Origin of the sequence: Methylophaga pinxianii (genome assembly GCF_020447225.1) — a bacterium.
In the GTDB taxonomy this organism is placed as follows: domain Bacteria; phylum Pseudomonadota; class Gammaproteobacteria; order Nitrosococcales; family Methylophagaceae; genus Methylophaga; species Methylophaga pinxianii.
Genome location: NZ_JAJAEO010000174.1, coordinates 36,576 through 55,049, shown reverse-complemented (window position 1 = coordinate 55,049; position 18,474 = coordinate 36,576). Strand labels below are relative to the sequence as shown.

The window sequence follows — 18,474 nt, the reverse complement described above, 5'->3', positions numbered from 1 at the left end:
ATGGCGTTTCACACATAGAATTAGGAAAAATTCCTAAAACATGTCGGGAAGATTAACCTACTGATTTTATTGAGAAAACCAGGACAGTTGATTGTGCAATTGTACGACTTCACCGACGATAAGTAGCGTTGGTGCGACAGGTTGTTGTTTTTTTGCCAAATCAGGAAGCTCTGCAATGGTACTAACCCAAACCTGTTGGTTTTCAGTTGTCCCCTGCTGTACCAAGGCCGCAGGCATATCTGCCCTCATACCATGACTTTGAAGCTGCTGGCTCAATATATCAAGGCCTGCCAAGCCCATATAAACAACCACAGTCTGCCGGGGTTGAACTAAGGCCTGCCAGTTTAAATCCAATTCACCTTCCTTTAACTGCCCCGTTACAAACACACAACTTTGCGAATAATCCCGATGTGTTAAGGGAATTCCTGAGTAACAAGCAACACCCGAAGCAGCAGTGATGCCGGGTACAACCTGAAAAGGAATTTTTTGCTCGGCCAATGTGGCAATTTCCTCACCTCCACGACCAAAAATAAATGGATCGCCCCCCTTTAGACGAAGAACCCGTTTACCAGCCTGAGCATGCTCCAGTAATAACAAATTAATCTCATCCTGACGTTTGCTATGCCAGGCTCGCTGCTTGCCGACATAAACCATTTCAGCTTCTTTACGCACTAAGGCCAGGATTTCTTTACTGACAAGACGATCATAGAAAACTACATCTGCTTGCTGCATCAAACGTAAGGCTTTAAATGTTAACAGGTCGGGATCGCCGGGACCGGCTCCCACCAGATAAACTTCGCCGTGTTGCAGCGCATTATCACTCGTTTCTTCAATTAAAGACTCAAGTGTTTTAATAGCAAGCCCATCACGTCCGGCTAACACATGGTCCGCTACCGGCCCTTGTAAAACCGACTCCCAGAAACGACGACGCTGTTTGAGTTGACCAAACTTGGCTTTAACCCGCTCACGATACTCACCGACAAGCAAACCCAATTTACTGTATGCCGGTGGAATCAGTGTTTCCAATCTGGCGCGCAGTTGTCTGGCCAGAATAGGTGATTGTCCTCCGCTGGATATCGCTACCACGATAGGTGAACGATCCAAAACCGATGGCAGAATAAAATCACACATCTCCGGTTGATCGGCGACATTAGCGAGAATTTTTCGATCCTTGGCTGCCTGATAGACTTGCAGATTGACATTTTCATCGTCGGTGGCAGCGATTACGAGTATTTGCTCACCAAGATAGGTGGGAGAAAATTTCGCGTTAATCCATTCTATTTTTCCCACATAGCGATCATCATCCAGCAGTTGACGGCACATTTCGGAAATTTCTGGGGCGACAATACTAACGGATGCTTGAGCTTTTAATAGTAATGCTGCTTTGCGGGCAGCAATGTCACCACCACCAACCACCAGACATTGCCGGTGCTTCAAATCAATAAATATTGGTAAATAATCCATCTTACTTCTGTTGTGTTAAGGGTAATTCGACAGCCTGCAGAATATAGCCATCAGATAAATTTTGAATGAGTGCCACGAGCTTCAGTTTGTCCTGTTGCCATTCTGGAGCCAGTTTTATCTGTTGTTCAATAAAGGTTTCTCCAGTCGCATCCAGTTCAATTGGACCTAACCATTCACGTACCAGATTTTGATGGTTAAAGGTTTGCCCGGCATTATCTCCGCCATGGACAACACTTTTTACATCATTCTCAGTGATGGCAATATAAAGATGGCTATGACGGCGATTTTCCTCACCCGTAACCAGGCTTTGGCTCTCAACCATCAATTTATTTTCAATGAGATGAGCACTTAAATGAATCTGCGCCTGAGCATCAAATTCGTTGAGAAAGCTAACCGCTTCATTGAGGTTTTCCCGCCAATTAGGTAAGGATTCTCCGCTCAAAACAAACTCGGGAGTATAGATGGTCTGATATCTGTTTAGACGAGCCAATTGTTTTTGTCTTTCGGAAAATACCGGCTTTGCAAAAACATCCACCCAGCCTTTTTTATCATTTAGGTAATCGACATGAAAACCTAAAACAATATAATCAAGTTTTGCTCGTTGCTGTTGATATAACCACTTTTCAGCAGGAGGACAAAGACCACATCCCTCGGAGGTAAATAGTTCAAGTACTGCTGTGTGTTTAATACCACTGGAAGCCTGCCAATGATCGACGGCTTGGACGTTGAATGGCAAAAAGAACATAAGCCAGAATATGCAGCGGATGGACAGGTTCATTTCGGCCTCCTTCAGATCATAGAATCTTATTCACTAAGACTCACTGACACCGTGGAAATTTTCTGCGACATATCCTGAATTTCAGCCAGTTCTCGCAAAACTGCCGTCGCATAACTGCCCGGCCCCAGCTCGAACTCTAACAGCAAACTGGTCTCATTAATAAATTGCCATTTAAACTGTTGAGGAAATAATCTCAATGCCCGACGCTCCTGCGTTAAGCCCAGTTTTTCCAACTGTAATTGCCAATCCTGCCAGTCGGTTAATACGCTGTGTTCCAGTTCCAGCGTTTCAGCTTTGCTGATGGCTTCGCCTTTTCCCCAAAGCGGGCCAGTGGGATGGATATCCATGTCGATAATCCGTTGTTCAAGAACAGCATCTTTGGTTTCCGCCACAAAATAGCTGGCACGAGTACCAGCCAGTAACATCACATCTCCCTCCAACATTTTATTCCAGCTGTGTTGGCGGATCCGTTGTGCGAGTACCAGATTAAATAACCACGATCGTGCTGCTGAAATAATAATACTGCGTTGATTACGCTTTTTCGGCTCAATGCCCTCAGTAAACCATTGTTCCGCTTTTTTCAGATTGTTGCCAAAATGACCAAAGCGCTGCTCGGCAAAGTAATTGGGAACCCCTTGCTCTGCAATAGTTTGCAAATTCTGTTCCCAGATAGCCTGATCACCGGTGATATGAGTTAGCCTTAAACGAAAACGATTTCCAGCCAATGCACCACGCTTTAATTTTTTACTGTGACGAACCGCCTTGATGATTTTGATTTGTTCGTTCTCAAAAGCCAACCAGTCCGGTTCTGGCAGGCCTTGCAAGTTAACACTAAACCATTGCGAAGTAACGGCATGACGATCTTTTAGCCCGGCATACCCCACTGCAACGGGTGAAACTCCCGCAAACCGAGCAATTTCCTGTGCCAGCCAATCGGTATTGGTGTCCGTTTTTTGTACGTACAACCAAACATGAGATCCTTCTCCTTCTGGTGAGAAAGGCAAATGCTCTTCAACCTCAAAATAAACGGCTTTTTCACGTAATTGCCCGCTACAGTTCGCAGCCGTCGCCGATTGGCGTGGCAAGGACAAGTAATCAAAATGTTTCAAACCGATTCAGCCTTTTTGATCAGGGCAACTGCATGAGCTGCTATCCCTTCTTTGCGCCCAACAAACCCAAGCTTTTCGGTGGTTGTGGCTTTAATATTGATTGCAGTGGGCTCGATATGCAGGTCGGTTGCCAGCAATTCACGCATTTGAGGAATATAAGGAGCAAGTTTTGGAGCCTGTGCTACCACGGTGGCATCCACATTGCCAACTTGCCAGCCTGCCACGACCAAATCATCATAAACACGCCGCAATAATACTCGACTGTCGATCCCGGCATACGCCATATCATTATCCGGGAAATGATGACCGATATCCCACCATCCGGCAGCCCCAAGTAAGGCATCACAAATGGCATGAATCAACACATCTCCATCCGAATGAGCTTCCAGACCCTGTGTATGAGGAATCGTCACACCGCCAATAACTAACAAACAGTTGTCAGCAAAGCGATGAACATCATAACCATGACCAATCCTCACTCGACGCCTCCATTTTCCTGTTGATTCATAAAGAGTGCAGCGAGCGCCAAATCCTGAGGCAGGGTAATTTTAATATTGTCGGCATGGCCTGCCACCATTTTGGGGAATACGCCCATAAACTCCATGGCGCTGGCTTCATCCGTTATAGCCATGTTGGCCTTTGAGGCTTGCGTCATCGCTTCTGTCAAAGCCGCCAAACGAAACATCTGTGGAGTCGATGCCCGCCATAGACCGCTGCGATCGACGGTCGATTCAATCGTATTATCCGCACTCACACGTTTAACGGTTTCACTTAACGGAACACCTAAAATACCACCCACCGGATCATTGGCTAACTGATTGATTAAATTATCGATATCACTGTGACGAATACAGGGACGTGCGGCATCATGTACCAGCACCCAGGGATTACGTTCTGTTAGCGTCTGAAGCAACTGTAGTGCATTGCTGACAGAAACAGCACGCTCTTCACCGCCTAATGTGGTATGTATTGGCCACTCTGGCGGTAAATCCAATGAGGGCCAGTAGGGATCATTTGCTGAAAGTGCTACGACCACACCTTCGATTAAAGGGTGACTGACCAGACGTTGTAGCGTATGAAAAATAACCGGCTTATTATTCAACAATAAATATTGTTTGGGCCTGTCTGCCTGCATTCTACTGCCAATACCGGCAGACGGTACCACAGCCCAAACTTTATTGGTCATTTTCAGGTATATCGATTATGTGAAAAAAAGTTTCTTCGGGTTTCACCATACCCATCTCACTACGGGCACGTTCTTCGAGTGCATCCAAGCCACTTTTAAGATCAGCAACTTCAGCAGCCAGAACCTGATTGCGCTCTTCAAGTTTTGCGTTATCAATACGTTGTTTTTCGACTGTGTGATGGAGTCTTAATAAAACCGGTAAGCCATCATGGCTCAACCACAAACGATATTGCAGCATCACAAAAATGAACGTCAGCACAATCAGTACTGTTTTCATACATCACACTTCACTGACAAGCAAAAGCCCGTAAACCCGGATAAATCGCTGCAGCACCCAATTCAGCTTCAATACGTAACAGCTGATTATATTTTGCTACACGATCTGAACGTGACATCGAGCCGGTTTTGATCTGACCACATTGTGTCGCCACGGCTAAATCAGCAATAAAGGTATCTTCAGTCTCACCACTGCGATGCGAAGCAATTGATTTGTAACCCGCCTCAGCCGCTATATTCATCGCATGAAGCGTTTCGCTCAACGAACCAATTTGATTCAGTTTGATCAAAATAGCATTAGCCACTTTGGCTTCAATACCTTTCTGCAAAATCGCACTGTTGGTGACAAATAAATCGTCTCCAACCAATTGAATTCGATCACCCAATCTTTCAGTGAGTAATTTCCAACCTTGCCAATCATTTTCGTCCATTCCGTCTTCAATGCTGATGATTGGATACTTATTGCACCAGGTTTCCAGCAAATCCGTTAGTTCTGCCGCAGTAAGACTGCGTTGTTCGGATTCCAGACGGTACATACCATCCTTGTAAAACTCGGAACTGGCGACATCCAGGGCGATCATCACATCACGACCCGGTTCATAACCGGCCTTTTTGATGGCTTCCATAATCAGTTCCATCGCCGCTTCATTGGAGGCTAGATCAGGTGCAAATCCACCCTCATCGCCTACTGCAGTATTCAACCCTTGGGCTAATAAAACCGCTTTTAACTGATGAAATATTTCCGCCCCAGCTCTGACGGCTTCTTTAAAACTTTTGACACCAACCGGCACAATCATGAATTCCTGGAAGTCGACACTGTTATCAGCGTGTGAACCACCGTTAATAATATTCATCATCGGAACAGGAAGCGTAACGGCCTTATCACCACCAAGATATCGGTACAAAGGCAAGCCCTGCTCATCAGCAGCAGCCACAGCTGCAGCCATGGAAACGGCCAGAATAGCGTTGGCTCCGAGACGTTGCTTATTATCGGTTCCATCACAGGCAATCAGTTTTTCATCCAAACCAGATTGATCAAAACAGTCCAGCCCGACTACGGCTGCACGCAGTTCATTATTAATGGCATCTACTGCTTTGGTGACACCTTTACCCAGATAACGTAATTTATCACCATCACGTAATTCGATAGCTTCACGTTCGCCGGTTGAGGCACCCGAAGGGACCGCTGCTCTGCCAATCGCACCGCTGGCAAGGATAACATCAGCTTCCACGGTGGGGTTGCCACGTGAATCGATGATCTCACGACCACGCACGTCAATAATTTTACTCATAATTTTCTCCATCTAAAGAGTCGAAGTCACTAACCAATAATCAGGTGCCGACATTGTTACCTGTTACAGGTAGGCGTCTTCAATAAAGTCTTGTTGTTTAACTGTTTTGTCGATAGCAACGAGGGTTTCCAATATGGCCTGCATTTTGGCTAAAGGCCATGAATTCGGTCCGTCACTGAGTGCTTTTTCCGGGTCCGGATGCGTTTCCATAAATAACCCGGCAATACCAGCCGCAACGGCAGATCGCGCCAGCACCGGCACAAATTGTCTTTGTCCACCGCTTTTGCCACCTTGACCGCCGGGCTGTTGCACAGAGTGAGTCGCATCAAATACCACCGGACAGCCCATTTGACGCATGGTGGGTAATCCTCGCATATCTGATATCAGGGTGTTATAGCCAAATGATGTTCCCCGCTCACACAACATGATTTGCTCATTACCGGTCGATTTGGCTTTATCAGCAACGTGTTGCATATCCCACGGTGCGAGAAACTGGCCTTTTTTAATATTGACTGGCAAACCCTGGCTTGCCACATTAATAATAAAGTTGGTCTGACGACATAAAAATGCCGGTGTTTGCAATACATCCACTACGCTGGCCACTTCAGCCAGAGGCGTGTCTTCATGAACATCCGTCAGAATAGGCAAGCCATATTCTTTTTTGACCTTTTCCAGAATGGCCATTCCCGCTTCCAGCCCAGGACCACGATAGGTTTTAGTCGAAGTACGGTTGGCTTTATCAAACGAGGATTTATAAATAAAAGGGATACCCAGTTTATCCGTCATCTCTTTTAACTGGCCTGCCACGTCCATGGTCATCTGTTCACTTTCAATGACACAGGTACCAGCAATCAAAAACAACGGCTGCTTGCCACCCACTTCATGACCACATAATTGCATTATTGCTTTCCTTGTTTTTTATGGTTTATCAGCGCGGCATTAATAAACCCCTCAAACAGGCGATGGCCATGTCTGGGAGTTGAAGTAAACTCAGGATGGAACTGACAGGCGACAAACCATGGATGACCGGGAATTTCGATCATTTCCGCTAAAGAATTGTCTTTGGACATTCCCGAAAACAGCAGACCCGCATCTTCCAGTTGTTGTTTGTAATTATTATTAAATTCATAACGATGGCGATGGCGTTCAACGATTTCATCCGCACCATAAATTTGCTGCGCCAATGAACCCGGCTTTAACACACATGGATAGCCGCCCAAACGCATAGTGCCGCCCAGATCTGAATCATGATCTCGCTGCTCAACGCTTCCATCTTCCTTTTGCCATTCAGTAATTAAGCCAATGACCGGATGTGGGGTATTGGCATCAAACTCGGTACTGAATGCTTTTGTCAGTCCAGCTTTATGGCGGGCGTATTCAATTACCGCTACTTGCATACCCAGACAGATACCCAGATACGGGATATTATTTTCACGGGCAAATTGAGCCGTGGCAATCATCCCCTCAACCCCTCGCTTGCCAAAGCCGCCTGGCACCAGAATGGCATCCATATTGGCAATACAATCGGTGCCGGTTTTCTCGATCATTTCTGAATCGACATAATGGACATTTACTTTGGTACGAGTGTGGATACCCGCATGCACCAGAGATTCTGACAATGATTTATAGGCTTCGGTCAGCTCCATGTATTTGCCAACCATGGCAATATTAACTTCGCCTTGAGGATTGGACAGGTTTTCGTAAACTTGCTGCCATTGGCTTAAGTCGGCTGGCTTGGCATCCAGCCCCAACTGTTTCACCACAATGTCATCCAGACCTTGCTTATGCAGTTCCATGGGGATTTTATAAATACTGTCGACATCAATACAGGTGATAACCGACTTTTCCGGGACGTTGGTAAACAATGAAATTTTACGACGCTCTGACTCGGGTAATGGCCGATCCATACGACACAACAATACATCGGGTTGAATACCGATAGTGCGTAATTCTTTAACCGAATGCTGTGTAGGTTTGGTTTTGATTTCACCAGCAGAGGCGATATACGGAACCAGGGTTAAGTGAATAAACAATGCGCGATCGCGACCTAATTCGGTGGCCATCTGACGAATCGTTTCCAAAAATGGTAATGACTCGATATCACCAACCGTGCCGCCGATTTCAATCAGCGCCACATCGGCATCGCCTGCACCTTCATAGATACAGCGTTTGATTTCATCAGTGATATGAGGAATGACCTGTACGGTATTGCCCAGATACTCACCACGACGCTCTTTACGAATGACATTTTCATAAATCTGCCCAGTGGTATGGTTGTTACGACTGGTCATATTGGCATCAATAAACCGCTCGTAATGGCCAAGATCCAGATCTGTTTCAGCACCATCATCGGTAACAAATACCTCACCATGTTGCAGCGGGCTCATGGTGCCGGGATCAACATTAATGTAGGGGTCAAGTTTCACCATGGTGACTTTCAGACCACGGGCTTCGAGAATCGCTGCCAGTGAAGCCGCCGCGATTCCCTTACCGAGAGACGACACAACACCACCAGTGACAAATATAAATTTAGTCATATTATGGAGAGTTTTTGCAATAGCGGTGCAGCCAGAATAGCCACACTCAAAAATATCGTCATAAAGTACCAGAATTGCCCCAATCGCTCAATCAAAATCTCCCAGACAAATCTGTTCAATCTCCGGTACCCAGCCCGTTTGGTCTGATTGTGGTTTAGCCGTTTCGGCACAACCATACCCCACAATTGCGATTAATTGCTTATCATCAAATAGCAATGGGATCTTATCCCGCTGCCACACTGGGATTTGCCAGTGTTGAAAAAGTTTTTTTAAGGACTGATGGTGGGTTTTTCCTGCCAGCTGAATTTTTTCACCGCCTTGACGAAATTTTAAAGTGAGACCAGCACGAAACAGTTCGGAGCGGATCCCACTCCCCCGCTGTGGCTGCCAGACCAGTTTTTGGTGTTCATCAAGGAGAATGGGTTGCTGATCATAAATCATCAAAGACTTCAAAACACGGCCAGGTGATGTTTCACGTCCAAGATAAAGTCGATTTTGATGGCGTCTGGCAATGAAGCCCCCCCAACGGACTTCTGGTTGAGCATCCATTGCGGTCTGACAGACTTCATCAAGAATACGTTGCAGGTTGACTCGTGACGGCAGCAGGATATTGAGTTTATGCATTACATACCGCAATACATTTCGTTGACGAGGCTCACGCAATTCTAACAGTTTATCAATCTGTAAACTGCCATCTTTAAAATCGGCATTGATATGGAGTAAATCTGTTTCAGCCAACTCATTCAGTAATAATTGGCTTTCTTGCAAATTCTCTGCAGAACGTGCCAGGTTTTGGTTTATTGCAGGCCAACGTTGTTGTAACACTGGCCAGATGTGGTGGCGTAAAAAATTGCGATTGATCTCACTGTCTTGATTACTTGGATCATCAATCCATTTAAGCTGATGCGTCGTGGCATATTCGGATAGCGCTTGACGTGACACCCCCAGAAATGGCCGAATAATCGTCATCTGTTGCCACGTTGTAACGGCTTTCATCGCTCCCAAACCACGATTCCCGGCACCTCGCAACAATTGCAGCATTAAGGTTTCTGCCTGGTCCTGCAAATGCTGACCGGTGAGTAAAACAGCATCATGGCCGATCAACTGATTTATCGCCTGATAACGTGCGGTACGTGCGGCCGATTCCAATCCCGATTGAGGAATGTTGGTCACATTGACTGTAAGACCATGGAATGGAAGCTGTAAATCGTTGCTGATTTGCTGGCAATGCACTACCCAATCAGCCGATTGCGATTGCAGCTGATGATCCACATGCACTACTTTGATTGTTTGCGAGAATTGATTGCGATGGGTTGCTAATAAATGTAGCAATACATGCGAATCCATCCCTCCACTGTAGGCGACCCATAAAGTAGAAGATCCGCATAGTTCGCGGATCTTCTGCAACATTAAATCCGTGTCAAAAGACACTTTGAAAAACTATCCTTCAAAAGCACCGTAGGCTAAAAGACGCTGTTGTCGACGTTTGACCAGTTCATCGACTGGCATTGCCTGTAATTGTTTCATTTTAGTATTGATGGCCGTTTTGATGTTTGCCATTAATGCTTCGGTATCCCGATGCGCACCGCCTAAGGGTTCCTTAACAATTTCGTCAATCAGCCCAAGTGATTTTAAGCGATCCGAGGTCACCCCCAGTGTTGCCGCAGCATCAGAGGCTTTATCAGCACTCTTCCACAAAATTGACGCACAGCCTTCAGGAGAAATAACCGAATAAATGCTGTATTGCAGCATCATCAGATGATCAGCAACGCCAATGGCCAGTGCCCCACCCGAACCACCTTCACCAATCACGGTGCTGATGATCGGTGTTTTTAATTTTGCCATTTCAAATAGATTACGGGCGATTGCTTCACTTTGCCCGCGCTCTTCAGCACCAATACCAGGATATGCACCAGGGGTATCGATAAAAGTTAATACCGGCATGCCAAAACGTTCGGCCAGTTTCATGACGCGCAATGCTTTACGATAGCCTTCCGGACGGGGCATTCCAAAATTGCGCGCCACTTTTTCTTTGGTATCACGACCTTTCTGGTGACCAATTACAATCACTGGTTGGCCATTAAAACGTCCCATACCGGTAATCAATGCCTGATCATCGGCATAAGCGCGGTCACCATGCAGTTCTTCAAAGTCGGTAATCAGATGATGAATGTAATCGAACGTGTAAGGACGTTGTGGATGACGTGCCATTTGAGTCACTTGCCATGGCGTCAAACCGGAAAAAATAGAACGCGTCAGCGATTCACTTTTTTCCTTAAGCTTCTGAATCTCTTCAGTGATATTCAGATCGCTGTCATTGCTCATGTAGCGAAGTTCGTCTATTTTGGCTTCCAGCTCGGCAATAGGCTGCTCGTAGTCAAGGAAATTCAACTGCATTACAAAATTACCTTCGAAATCAAAATAGGTCGATTATACACGTACAATCAATGATTACGCTCAGCTGAGGATTAATTCATCTTCTGCATCATTATCATCATGGGTTGCCCCCATCCGGATTTCCAGGCTGAGGTCATTACGGGAATCCGCATTGCGTAGCGCATCTTCCTGAGAAATCTTGCCTTCACGATAGAGCGCTAACAAAGCCTGGTCAAAGGTAATGGTGCCAGGTTCGCTGCTTTCTTTCATCGCATCTTTAATCGCACTTATTTGACCTTTATTGATCAATTCCGCGATATAGGGAGAGCTGAGCATCACTTCCACTGCCGGTACCAGTTTGCCATCCTCTACTGAGGGTAATAAGCGCTGCGAAATAATCGCGCGCAAATTTAGTGATAAGTCCATGAGGATCTGGCGATGCATCATTTCGGGGAAAAAGTTAATAATGCGATCCAATGCCTGATTGGCATTATTGGCATGCAATGTCGCCAAACAAAGATGACCGGTTTCTGAGTAGTTTATTGCATGTTTCATGGTGTCCATATCGCGGATTTCACCGATAAGGATAACGTCCGGTGCTTCACGCAATGCATTTTTCAAGGCATTTTCATATGACAGGGTATCAATGCCTACTTCACGCTGCTGCACGATAGAACGTTGATGCGAATGCACAAATTCCAGCGGATCTTCAATGGTCAGAATATGCGAACCGGAATTACGGTTACGGTGACCTATCATCGCAGCTAAGGTAGTGGATTTACCGCTGCCCGTAGCGCCGACAACCAGAATCAGGCCACGCTTTTCCATCACCACATTACCCAATACCGAGGGTAAACTCATTTCTTCAAAATTAGGGATATGAGTACGGATGTATCGAATCACCATCGACACTTCACCGCGTTGTCGGAAGATGTTTACCCTGAACCGGCCCACACCATGCACGGGCACAGCAAAGTTCATTTCCAAATTGGTTTCAAACTCGGCAATCTGCTGCTGGTCCATCAGTGAATAAGCCAGCTCTTTCACCTCACCCGTCAGCATTTTTTTGTTACCAATCGGACGAATAACACCCTGAATTTTGATTTGCGGTTCAATAGCGGTACAAAAAAACAAATCCGAGGCATCTTTATCAGCCATCAGTTTCAGGTAAGGCATCATTTCCACGTCAGCAGTCCTTAGAAGTAGCGTTTTTGAGTTGCTTCAATCGTACACGATCGTTTTAGGGCGACAAAGCGTATTTGACGGGTTAATAGCGTACCGTCACAGTTTCACTATTTGGTAAATCCGCCAGCTCTTTCAAGAGGGTATCTGACGGAGTAACTTGCCAATCATGACCAAGTCGGATCAATACTTCAGCGTCCTGATTATGATATTTCAGTTCGACAGGAATCACACCTCCACAAAAAGGCGACATCACGGCTTGCATCTGCGAGATCCATTGTGCGTCCTCACCTTGCTGCTTCACGATCAACTGCACTGATTTACCAAATAATTCACGGGCTTTCTGTAAATCATAAACCGACTCTGCAGTGCCTGCGAGACCACCGCTGAAATTATCCTGACCAATCTTGCCCTGAATCACCACCAACTTATCCGGCTGTATAACACTTTGATACTGTTCATACACATCGCCAAACACACGTACTTCCAGCCGTGCCGTTTGATCATCTAGCGTAATAAAGGCCATACGACTGCCATTTTTGGATTTCATGGTGCGAATCGCCACAATTAATCCAGCCGTCAATAAAGGAATTTCATTACGTTGATAGCCTTTGGATTCAGGGGCGTCCAGTTCACTGATTTTTTTCGGAATAAACTGGGCCAGCTCGGCAGCATAACGATCAATCGGGTGTCCGCTTAAATATAACCCTAGGGTTTCTTTCTCAGCACGTAATAACTGCTCCTCCTGCCACTCTGGCACATCTTCCAGCAAATCGGTTTGCGGTTGATCGGCATGAGAAGGTTCTGCCAGCCCAAATAAATCATTTTGACCACTGTCGGCATCACGCCGATGTTGCTCGGCAATTTGCATGGCCAGACTAAGACTAGCTTCCAGACTGGCACGATGTCCGCCCAGCGAGTCAAACGCACCTGCTTTAACTAATGATTCCATAACCCGGCGATTGATTTTTTTCAGTTCAACCCGACGGCAAAAATCAAATAAGGATGTAAAGGCCTCTCCTTGTTCTCGTTCAGATACGATGCCCGCCAACGCTGACTCACCCACGCCTTTAATAGCACCCATGCCATAACGGATGGTGGTTTCGTTTTCCACGGTAAACTGGATTTTGCTGAAATTAACATCCGGCGGTAATACCGTCAGATTCATATCCCGACATTCATCAATCAAGCCGACCACTTTATCAGTATTGTCCATATCAGCAGATAAAACGGCTGCCATAAATGCGGCTGGATAATGGGCTTTCAACCATGCCGTCTGATAGGCCACCAATGCATACGCTGCTGAATGTGATTTGTTAAAACCGTATTCAGCAAACTTTTCCATCAAATCGAAAATCGGTCCGGCAGTATTTTCCTCAATACCTCTATTTTTGGCACCTTCCAGGAAAATCTGCCGTTGTTTGGCCATTTCCTCGGGTTTTTTCTTACCCATCGCACGGCGTAACATATCGGCGCCGCCCAGACTATATCCGGCCAGGATCTGGGCGATCTGCATAACCTGTTCCTGATAAACGATAACCCCATAAGTAGGTTTCAGAACGGGTTCCAGATCGGGATGCGGATAATCAACTTTGGCACGACCATGTTTACGATTAACAAAGTCATCCACCATGCCTGATTGCAACGGCCCCGGTCGGAATAATGCCACCAACGCGATAATATCTTCAAAATTATCCGGTTGCAGTCGCTTGATAAGCTCTTTCATACCACGCGATTCCAACTGGAATACTGCGGTAGTTTCACAACGTTTTAACAGGTCGTAACTGGGCTTGTCATCCAGCGGCAAAATCGCAATATCGATTTTGTCGGCTTCTTCCGCAGGTAACATCGCTTTGACATTCTTAACCGCCCAGTCAATAACCGTCAGGGTTTTCAGGCCCAGAAAGTCAAATTTGACCAGACCAACACTTTCAACGTCGTCTTTATCATATTGCGATACCAGCCCTGCCCCATTCTGCTCACAATATAATGGCGTGTAATCGGTCAGTTTTTTTGGTGCGATAACCACACCGCCAGCGTGTTTACCGACATTTCGCGTCAAACCTTCCAGCTGCAGCGCCAGATCGATCAAATTACGAACTTCTTCTTCCTTGTCATAACGTTCTTTTAACTGCGGCTCTTGTTCCAGCGCCTTACTCAGTGTCATTTTCAGTTCAAACGGCACCAGTTTGGCCAGCTGATCAACAAACCCATACGGATGCCCCAATACACGGCCCACATCGCGTAATACCGCTTTAGCCGCCATGGTACCGAAGGTAATGATTTGCGATACATGATCCCGGCCATAATGACGAGACACATAATCGATAACGCGATCACGGCCATCCATACAAAAGTCGACGTCAAAGTCAGGTAACGATACCCGTTCCGGATTCAAAAATCGCTCAAACAGCAGGTCGTATTGCAGCGGGTCAATATCGGTAATTTTCAGTGCATAGGCGACCAGTGAACCGGCACCGGAACCCCGCCCGGGTCCCACTGGCACACCATTATTTTTGGCCCAACGGATAAAGTCAGCAACGATCAGAAAGTAGCCAGGAAAGCCCATTTCATTGATAACATCGAGCTCAATCTGTAAGCGGGACTCATATTCAACCCGTTTTTGTTCCCGCTCAGTTTCATCCGGAAATAATATAGGCAACCTTTCTGCCAGCCCCTCGAACGATTCCTTGGAGAAAAATTCAGCCAGGGTCATGCCGTCAGGCACCGGGAACTCGGGTAAATAATGTTCACCCAGCGTTAATTCCACATTACAACGCTTGGCAATCTCGACCGTATTGGTAATCGCTTCCGGAATATCAGCAAACAAACGCACCATTTCTTCTGGACTACGCAGATATTGCTGTTCGGAGTACATGCGGGGACGACGCGGGTCGTCCAGCAAACGGCCCTCATTAATACAGACTTTGGCCTCATGCGCTTCAAACTGATCCGGTGTTAAAAAGCGCACATCGTTTGTCGCCACTACCGGCAAGTCGAGTTCACTGGCCAGTAACAATGCCTGTTGGATATAACGTTCCTCTTCATCACGGCCGGTACGGATCAACTCCAAATAAAAACGATCCGGAAACAACCGCATCCAATGTGCAGCCTGCTCCTCCGCTTCGGCTTGTCGACCAGCCAGCAAATCACGGCCTAATAGACCTTCACGACCACCACTCAGACAAATCAAGCCATCGGTTTGACCTATAAGCCACTCGGGTTCCAGCATGGGTACCCCAAGATGCTGCCCTTCGGTATACGCTCTGGAAATTAATCGTGACAGATTGTGGTAGCCCTCCATGGTGCTGCACAGCAGCACCATGCGCAGACTTTTTTTACTGTCATTACTGTCACGCAGCCGAATATCTGCCCCAAGAATCGGTTTGACTCCCGCTTGCATAGCCGCACTGTAAAGTTTGACGGCAGCAAACAGATTATGTTGATCGGTAATGGCAATCGCTGGCATACCTGAGGCTGCCGCCGCTTTAACCAGAGGCTTAATACGGACAAGCCCGTCAACAAGGGAATAATCAGTATGTAAATGGAGATGAACAAATGGCGAGGTCATTAGGCAGTTATTTAATTCAAAGCAAAATGATAACACTGTCTGTCGACAGCATCATGGGGAGTGGTTAATGAAAAATCAGGCAAGATCCAGTTGCCGATCGGTATCTGGCGCATAATTGGCAACAGAATAAACCGCTTGTTTCCATTGGTCGCTGGCCATCAGGGTCTCCCGATCTATCGGATGACGTCCATGCAGTCGGACCAGTCGCATATGCCTTAGCGGATCAGCTTCACATTTCAGGTTATCCAACACACTTTCCACTTCTGCCGGATTATTGCAAAGCAATACTAAATCACATCCTGCGGTTAACGCGGCTTTAGCTCGAGCTGTACTATCACCCATGATTGCAGCTCCAGCCATGCTCAAATCATCGCTAATCACTGCACCCTGGAATCCCATGCGTTTACGCAGAATTTCCTGGATCCAGTAAGAAGAAAAGCCAGCCGGCAAGCTGTCACATTTCTCGTAAACAATATGTGCCGGCATAATACCTGCCAGCGTATGCGAACAGAGTTGGCGAAACGGCAACATATCGGCTTGCCACATATCTTCCAGATAACGGCTATCAACCGGCAGTCCCAGATGCGAATCCACTTCTACCGCGCCATGACCGGGAAAATGTTTACCAACTGCAGCCATTGAAGCTTGCTTCATCCCGCGGATATATGCTGAAGCCAGTTTGCTGACTGCTTGGGGATCCCGGTGGAAAGCCCGATCACCAATTACTTCACTGATGCCATAATCCAGATCCAATACCGGCGCAAAACTGAAATCCAACCCTACTGCACGCAATTCGACCGCCATTAACCAGCCGGTTATTTCGGCTTGTTTCAGAGCTTGTTGAGGTTGCTGCATAAAATGTTGGCCCAGCTTGCCAACAGGTGGAAGCCTGCTAAAACCCTCACGAAAACGCTGCACTCGCCCGCCTTCATGATCCACGGCAATGATCAGATGCGGTTGCCGTAAGGCATGGATCTCCGCTGTCAGAGCAGTGATTTGTTCAGGTGATTCATAATTTCGGCTAAACAGAATAACGCCGCCAACGAGGGGATGTTGAAGAATTTCCTTTTCTTTCTCACTGATCGTTACGCCGACCAAATCCACCATTAACGGACCTAATGTCATGTGTTTACCTTATTCGTGAATGAGGACCTTCAGACCGGGTTTGACCAGATCAAACAACGTCAGTAAATCCTGGTTATGCATACGGATACATCCATGAGATTTGGCGATGCCCATGGGCTCGCTTTGCGGAGTGCCGTGAATGTATATATAGCGGCGCATTGTATCAACATTTCCCAATCGATTCTTGCCGGGTTCCAGCCCACTTAACCAGAGAATGCGCGTTAATATCCAATCTTTTTCCGGGAATTTTTCAGCTAAATCAGGGGTGTAGACTTCACCAGTAGGTCGTCGGCCTCGGAAAACCATATTTACAGGTTGGCCTTCACCAATACGGGCACGAATTGTATGCCAGCCTCTGGGAGTGCATCCCGAGCCTTCCTGTTCGCCTGGCCCATTTAATGCTGTTGAGACTTGAGCAGAGAACAGTAATTTGTCATCCAGCCAAAGCTGACATAATTGTTCAGAAAGCGAAATATCGAGAAAATGACTTGGCATGGCTAGGATAAAATTCAACCTGATTGCAGATAACGATCAATGGCGCGGTGTACGATAAGCACGCGAGACACCATACCAAGTGTATATCTGTGATGCCGTTAACAGCAACAAACCAAGCAAAGCGACCCATAAAAAATAATCTGCCAGCGACTCACGTGGCATTTTCTGTTCGAGCAACAATGTCTGATAATGCTGCTGATTGATATTCTCCATCGCTTGCGCAAATTCTTCCAGCGATCCAGCTTCGAATGCCTGATATGGGACATCCAGGCTTTTGAAAAAAAGATGTAACTGCCTTTCGGGCGCACCTTGCCAAAGCACACTCTCGCCTGGCATTTCTTCCAAAGTCATGCCATTCACCGAGCGTAGATAAATCCAATATAAGGTCAGGTTATTGTCGCGAAGCAGTTGACTGATCCGCTGTTCCTGCTCCGAAGACAAAATCTGACCACCATCGGAAATCAGCAGTACTATTCGTGATCCCCGATAAACCTCACCCTCAAACATTTCTCCCGCTTTTTTCAAGGCCACTGAAATATCCGTTTTGGTTAAACCACGGCCCAGTCCACCGGCTTCAATAGTCGCCAGCGTGGTTTCTTTACTATAGGTTAAAGGCAGAATCCCGGTCGCCTGTTCACTGAAAAAAATATAACCAAAACGATCATCGGGCCGGCTGGAAACAAACTCGGTCAGATAATACCGCGCCACGCTTCGTTTGCTTTCCTTGAAATTCATTTTTGTGGAAAGCCGGAATGTGTGACGACGCGCAAACGGTTGATCCATACTTCGACTGCGATCCAGCAGAATAATAACTTCAGCGCCCTGACCACTGCGTTGTACCGTATGTTCAGGGATATGCGGTCCGGCCACCGCCATGATTAGCGAGGCAATAACCAATGCTGCTGTCAGCCGCAAGCTGACACCAATAATCAGGGAGAAGTTATCTTGAGGAAGTAATGCTTGCCAGACAATCTGCTTTTCAGTATTTCGACTTAGCCAAGGCAACATAGCCAGTGGCAAGAGATAAAGCAGATATGGGTGTGACCAGCTCATGCCTTCAGATCAATCAGCCATATCAGAGGA

The 18,474-nt window shown here is 46.6% G+C and carries 16 protein-coding genes; all 16 read right to left on the bottom strand.

What is annotated here, in order from left to right; genetic code table 11:
- Positions 1 to 66: 66 nt before the first annotated feature.
- The 16 genes from cysG to LGT40_RS09445 all read right to left on the bottom strand — a co-directional run bounded on the left by cysG (position 67) and on the right by LGT40_RS09445 (position 18,444).
- A complete protein-coding gene (gene cysG, locus LGT40_RS09520; protein WP_226071857.1) occupies positions 67 to 1,464 on the bottom strand; it encodes a siroheme synthase CysG in 1,398 nt (465 codons plus the stop codon).
- A gap of 1 nt (position 1,465) precedes the next feature.
- On the bottom strand, positions 1,466 to 2,242 hold the full coding sequence (locus LGT40_RS09515) for a DUF1223 domain-containing protein (RefSeq protein WP_226071858.1): 777 nt from the start codon (positions 2,240 to 2,242) through the stop codon (positions 1,466 to 1,468).
- A gap of 26 nt (positions 2,243 to 2,268) precedes the next feature.
- The gene (truD, locus tag LGT40_RS09510; protein ID WP_226071860.1) at positions 2,269 to 3,351 is read right to left on the bottom strand and encodes a tRNA pseudouridine(13) synthase TruD; all 1,083 of its coding nucleotides are present in this window, start codon (positions 3,349 to 3,351) and stop codon (positions 2,269 to 2,271) included.
- Positions 3,348 to 3,830, bottom strand: coding sequence for a 2-C-methyl-D-erythritol 2,4-cyclodiphosphate synthase (ispF, locus tag LGT40_RS09505; RefSeq protein WP_226071862.1), 483 nt, complete (start codon positions 3,828 to 3,830; stop codon positions 3,348 to 3,350). The genes truD and ispF overlap by 4 nt, the downstream gene beginning before the upstream one ends.
- Positions 3,827 to 4,537: a 2-C-methyl-D-erythritol 4-phosphate cytidylyltransferase gene (gene ispD, locus LGT40_RS09500; protein ID WP_226071864.1), complete on the bottom strand. Its 711-nt coding sequence runs from the start codon at positions 4,535 to 4,537 to the stop codon at positions 3,827 to 3,829. Before ispD ends, ispF begins: the two co-directional genes overlap by 4 nt.
- Entirely contained in the window at positions 4,527 to 4,814 is a 288-nt protein-coding gene (ftsB, locus tag LGT40_RS09495; RefSeq protein WP_226071866.1) for a cell division protein FtsB, read from the bottom strand. The genes ispD and ftsB overlap by 11 nt, the downstream gene beginning before the upstream one ends.
- A gap of 10 nt (positions 4,815 to 4,824) precedes the next feature.
- The gene (eno, locus tag LGT40_RS09490; RefSeq protein ID WP_226071867.1) at positions 4,825 to 6,105 is read right to left on the bottom strand and encodes a phosphopyruvate hydratase; all 1,281 of its coding nucleotides are present in this window, start codon (positions 6,103 to 6,105) and stop codon (positions 4,825 to 4,827) included.
- Between the two features lie 63 nt (positions 6,106 to 6,168).
- Positions 6,169 to 7,005, bottom strand: coding sequence for a 3-deoxy-8-phosphooctulonate synthase (gene kdsA, locus LGT40_RS09485; RefSeq protein ID WP_226071868.1), 837 nt, complete (start codon positions 7,003 to 7,005; stop codon positions 6,169 to 6,171).
- Positions 7,005 to 8,642, bottom strand: a complete 1,638-nt coding sequence (gene pyrG / locus LGT40_RS09480) for a CTP synthase (RefSeq protein ID WP_226071869.1) — start codon at positions 8,640 to 8,642, stop codon at positions 7,005 to 7,007. The genes kdsA and pyrG overlap by 1 nt, the downstream gene beginning before the upstream one ends.
- 87 nt (positions 8,643 to 8,729) lie before the next feature.
- Positions 8,730 to 10,073 carry a tRNA lysidine(34) synthetase TilS gene (gene tilS / locus LGT40_RS09475; RefSeq protein ID WP_226071870.1) on the bottom strand — a complete coding sequence of 448 codons (1,344 nt, stop codon included), beginning with the start codon at positions 10,071 to 10,073 and terminating at the stop codon, positions 8,730 to 8,732.
- Between the two features lie 9 nt (positions 10,074 to 10,082).
- Entirely contained in the window at positions 10,083 to 11,039 is a 957-nt protein-coding gene (locus tag LGT40_RS09470; RefSeq protein WP_226071871.1) for an acetyl-CoA carboxylase carboxyltransferase subunit alpha, read from the bottom strand.
- Between the two features lie 60 nt (positions 11,040 to 11,099).
- Positions 11,100 to 12,203 (bottom strand): PilT/PilU family type 4a pilus ATPase, encoded by a 1,104-nt coding sequence (locus tag LGT40_RS09465; RefSeq protein WP_432758066.1) that lies wholly within the window; start codon positions 12,201 to 12,203, stop codon positions 11,100 to 11,102.
- An 82-nt stretch (positions 12,204 to 12,285) separates the two neighbouring features.
- Entirely contained in the window at positions 12,286 to 15,771 is a 3,486-nt protein-coding gene (dnaE, locus tag LGT40_RS09460; protein ID WP_226071872.1) for a DNA polymerase III subunit alpha, read from the bottom strand.
- 75 nt (positions 15,772 to 15,846) lie between these two features.
- Positions 15,847 to 16,896 (bottom strand): beta-N-acetylhexosaminidase, encoded by a 1,050-nt coding sequence (gene nagZ / locus LGT40_RS09455; RefSeq protein WP_226071873.1) that lies wholly within the window; start codon positions 16,894 to 16,896, stop codon positions 15,847 to 15,849.
- Between the two features lie 9 nt (positions 16,897 to 16,905).
- Positions 16,906 to 17,391 (bottom strand): L,D-transpeptidase, encoded by a 486-nt coding sequence (locus LGT40_RS09450; protein WP_226072190.1) that lies wholly within the window; start codon positions 17,389 to 17,391, stop codon positions 16,906 to 16,908.
- A gap of 36 nt (positions 17,392 to 17,427) precedes the next feature.
- Positions 17,428 to 18,444: a vWA domain-containing protein gene (locus tag LGT40_RS09445; protein ID WP_226071874.1), complete on the bottom strand. Its 1,017-nt coding sequence runs from the start codon at positions 18,442 to 18,444 to the stop codon at positions 17,428 to 17,430.
- Between the last annotated feature and the right edge of the window lie 30 nt (positions 18,445 to 18,474).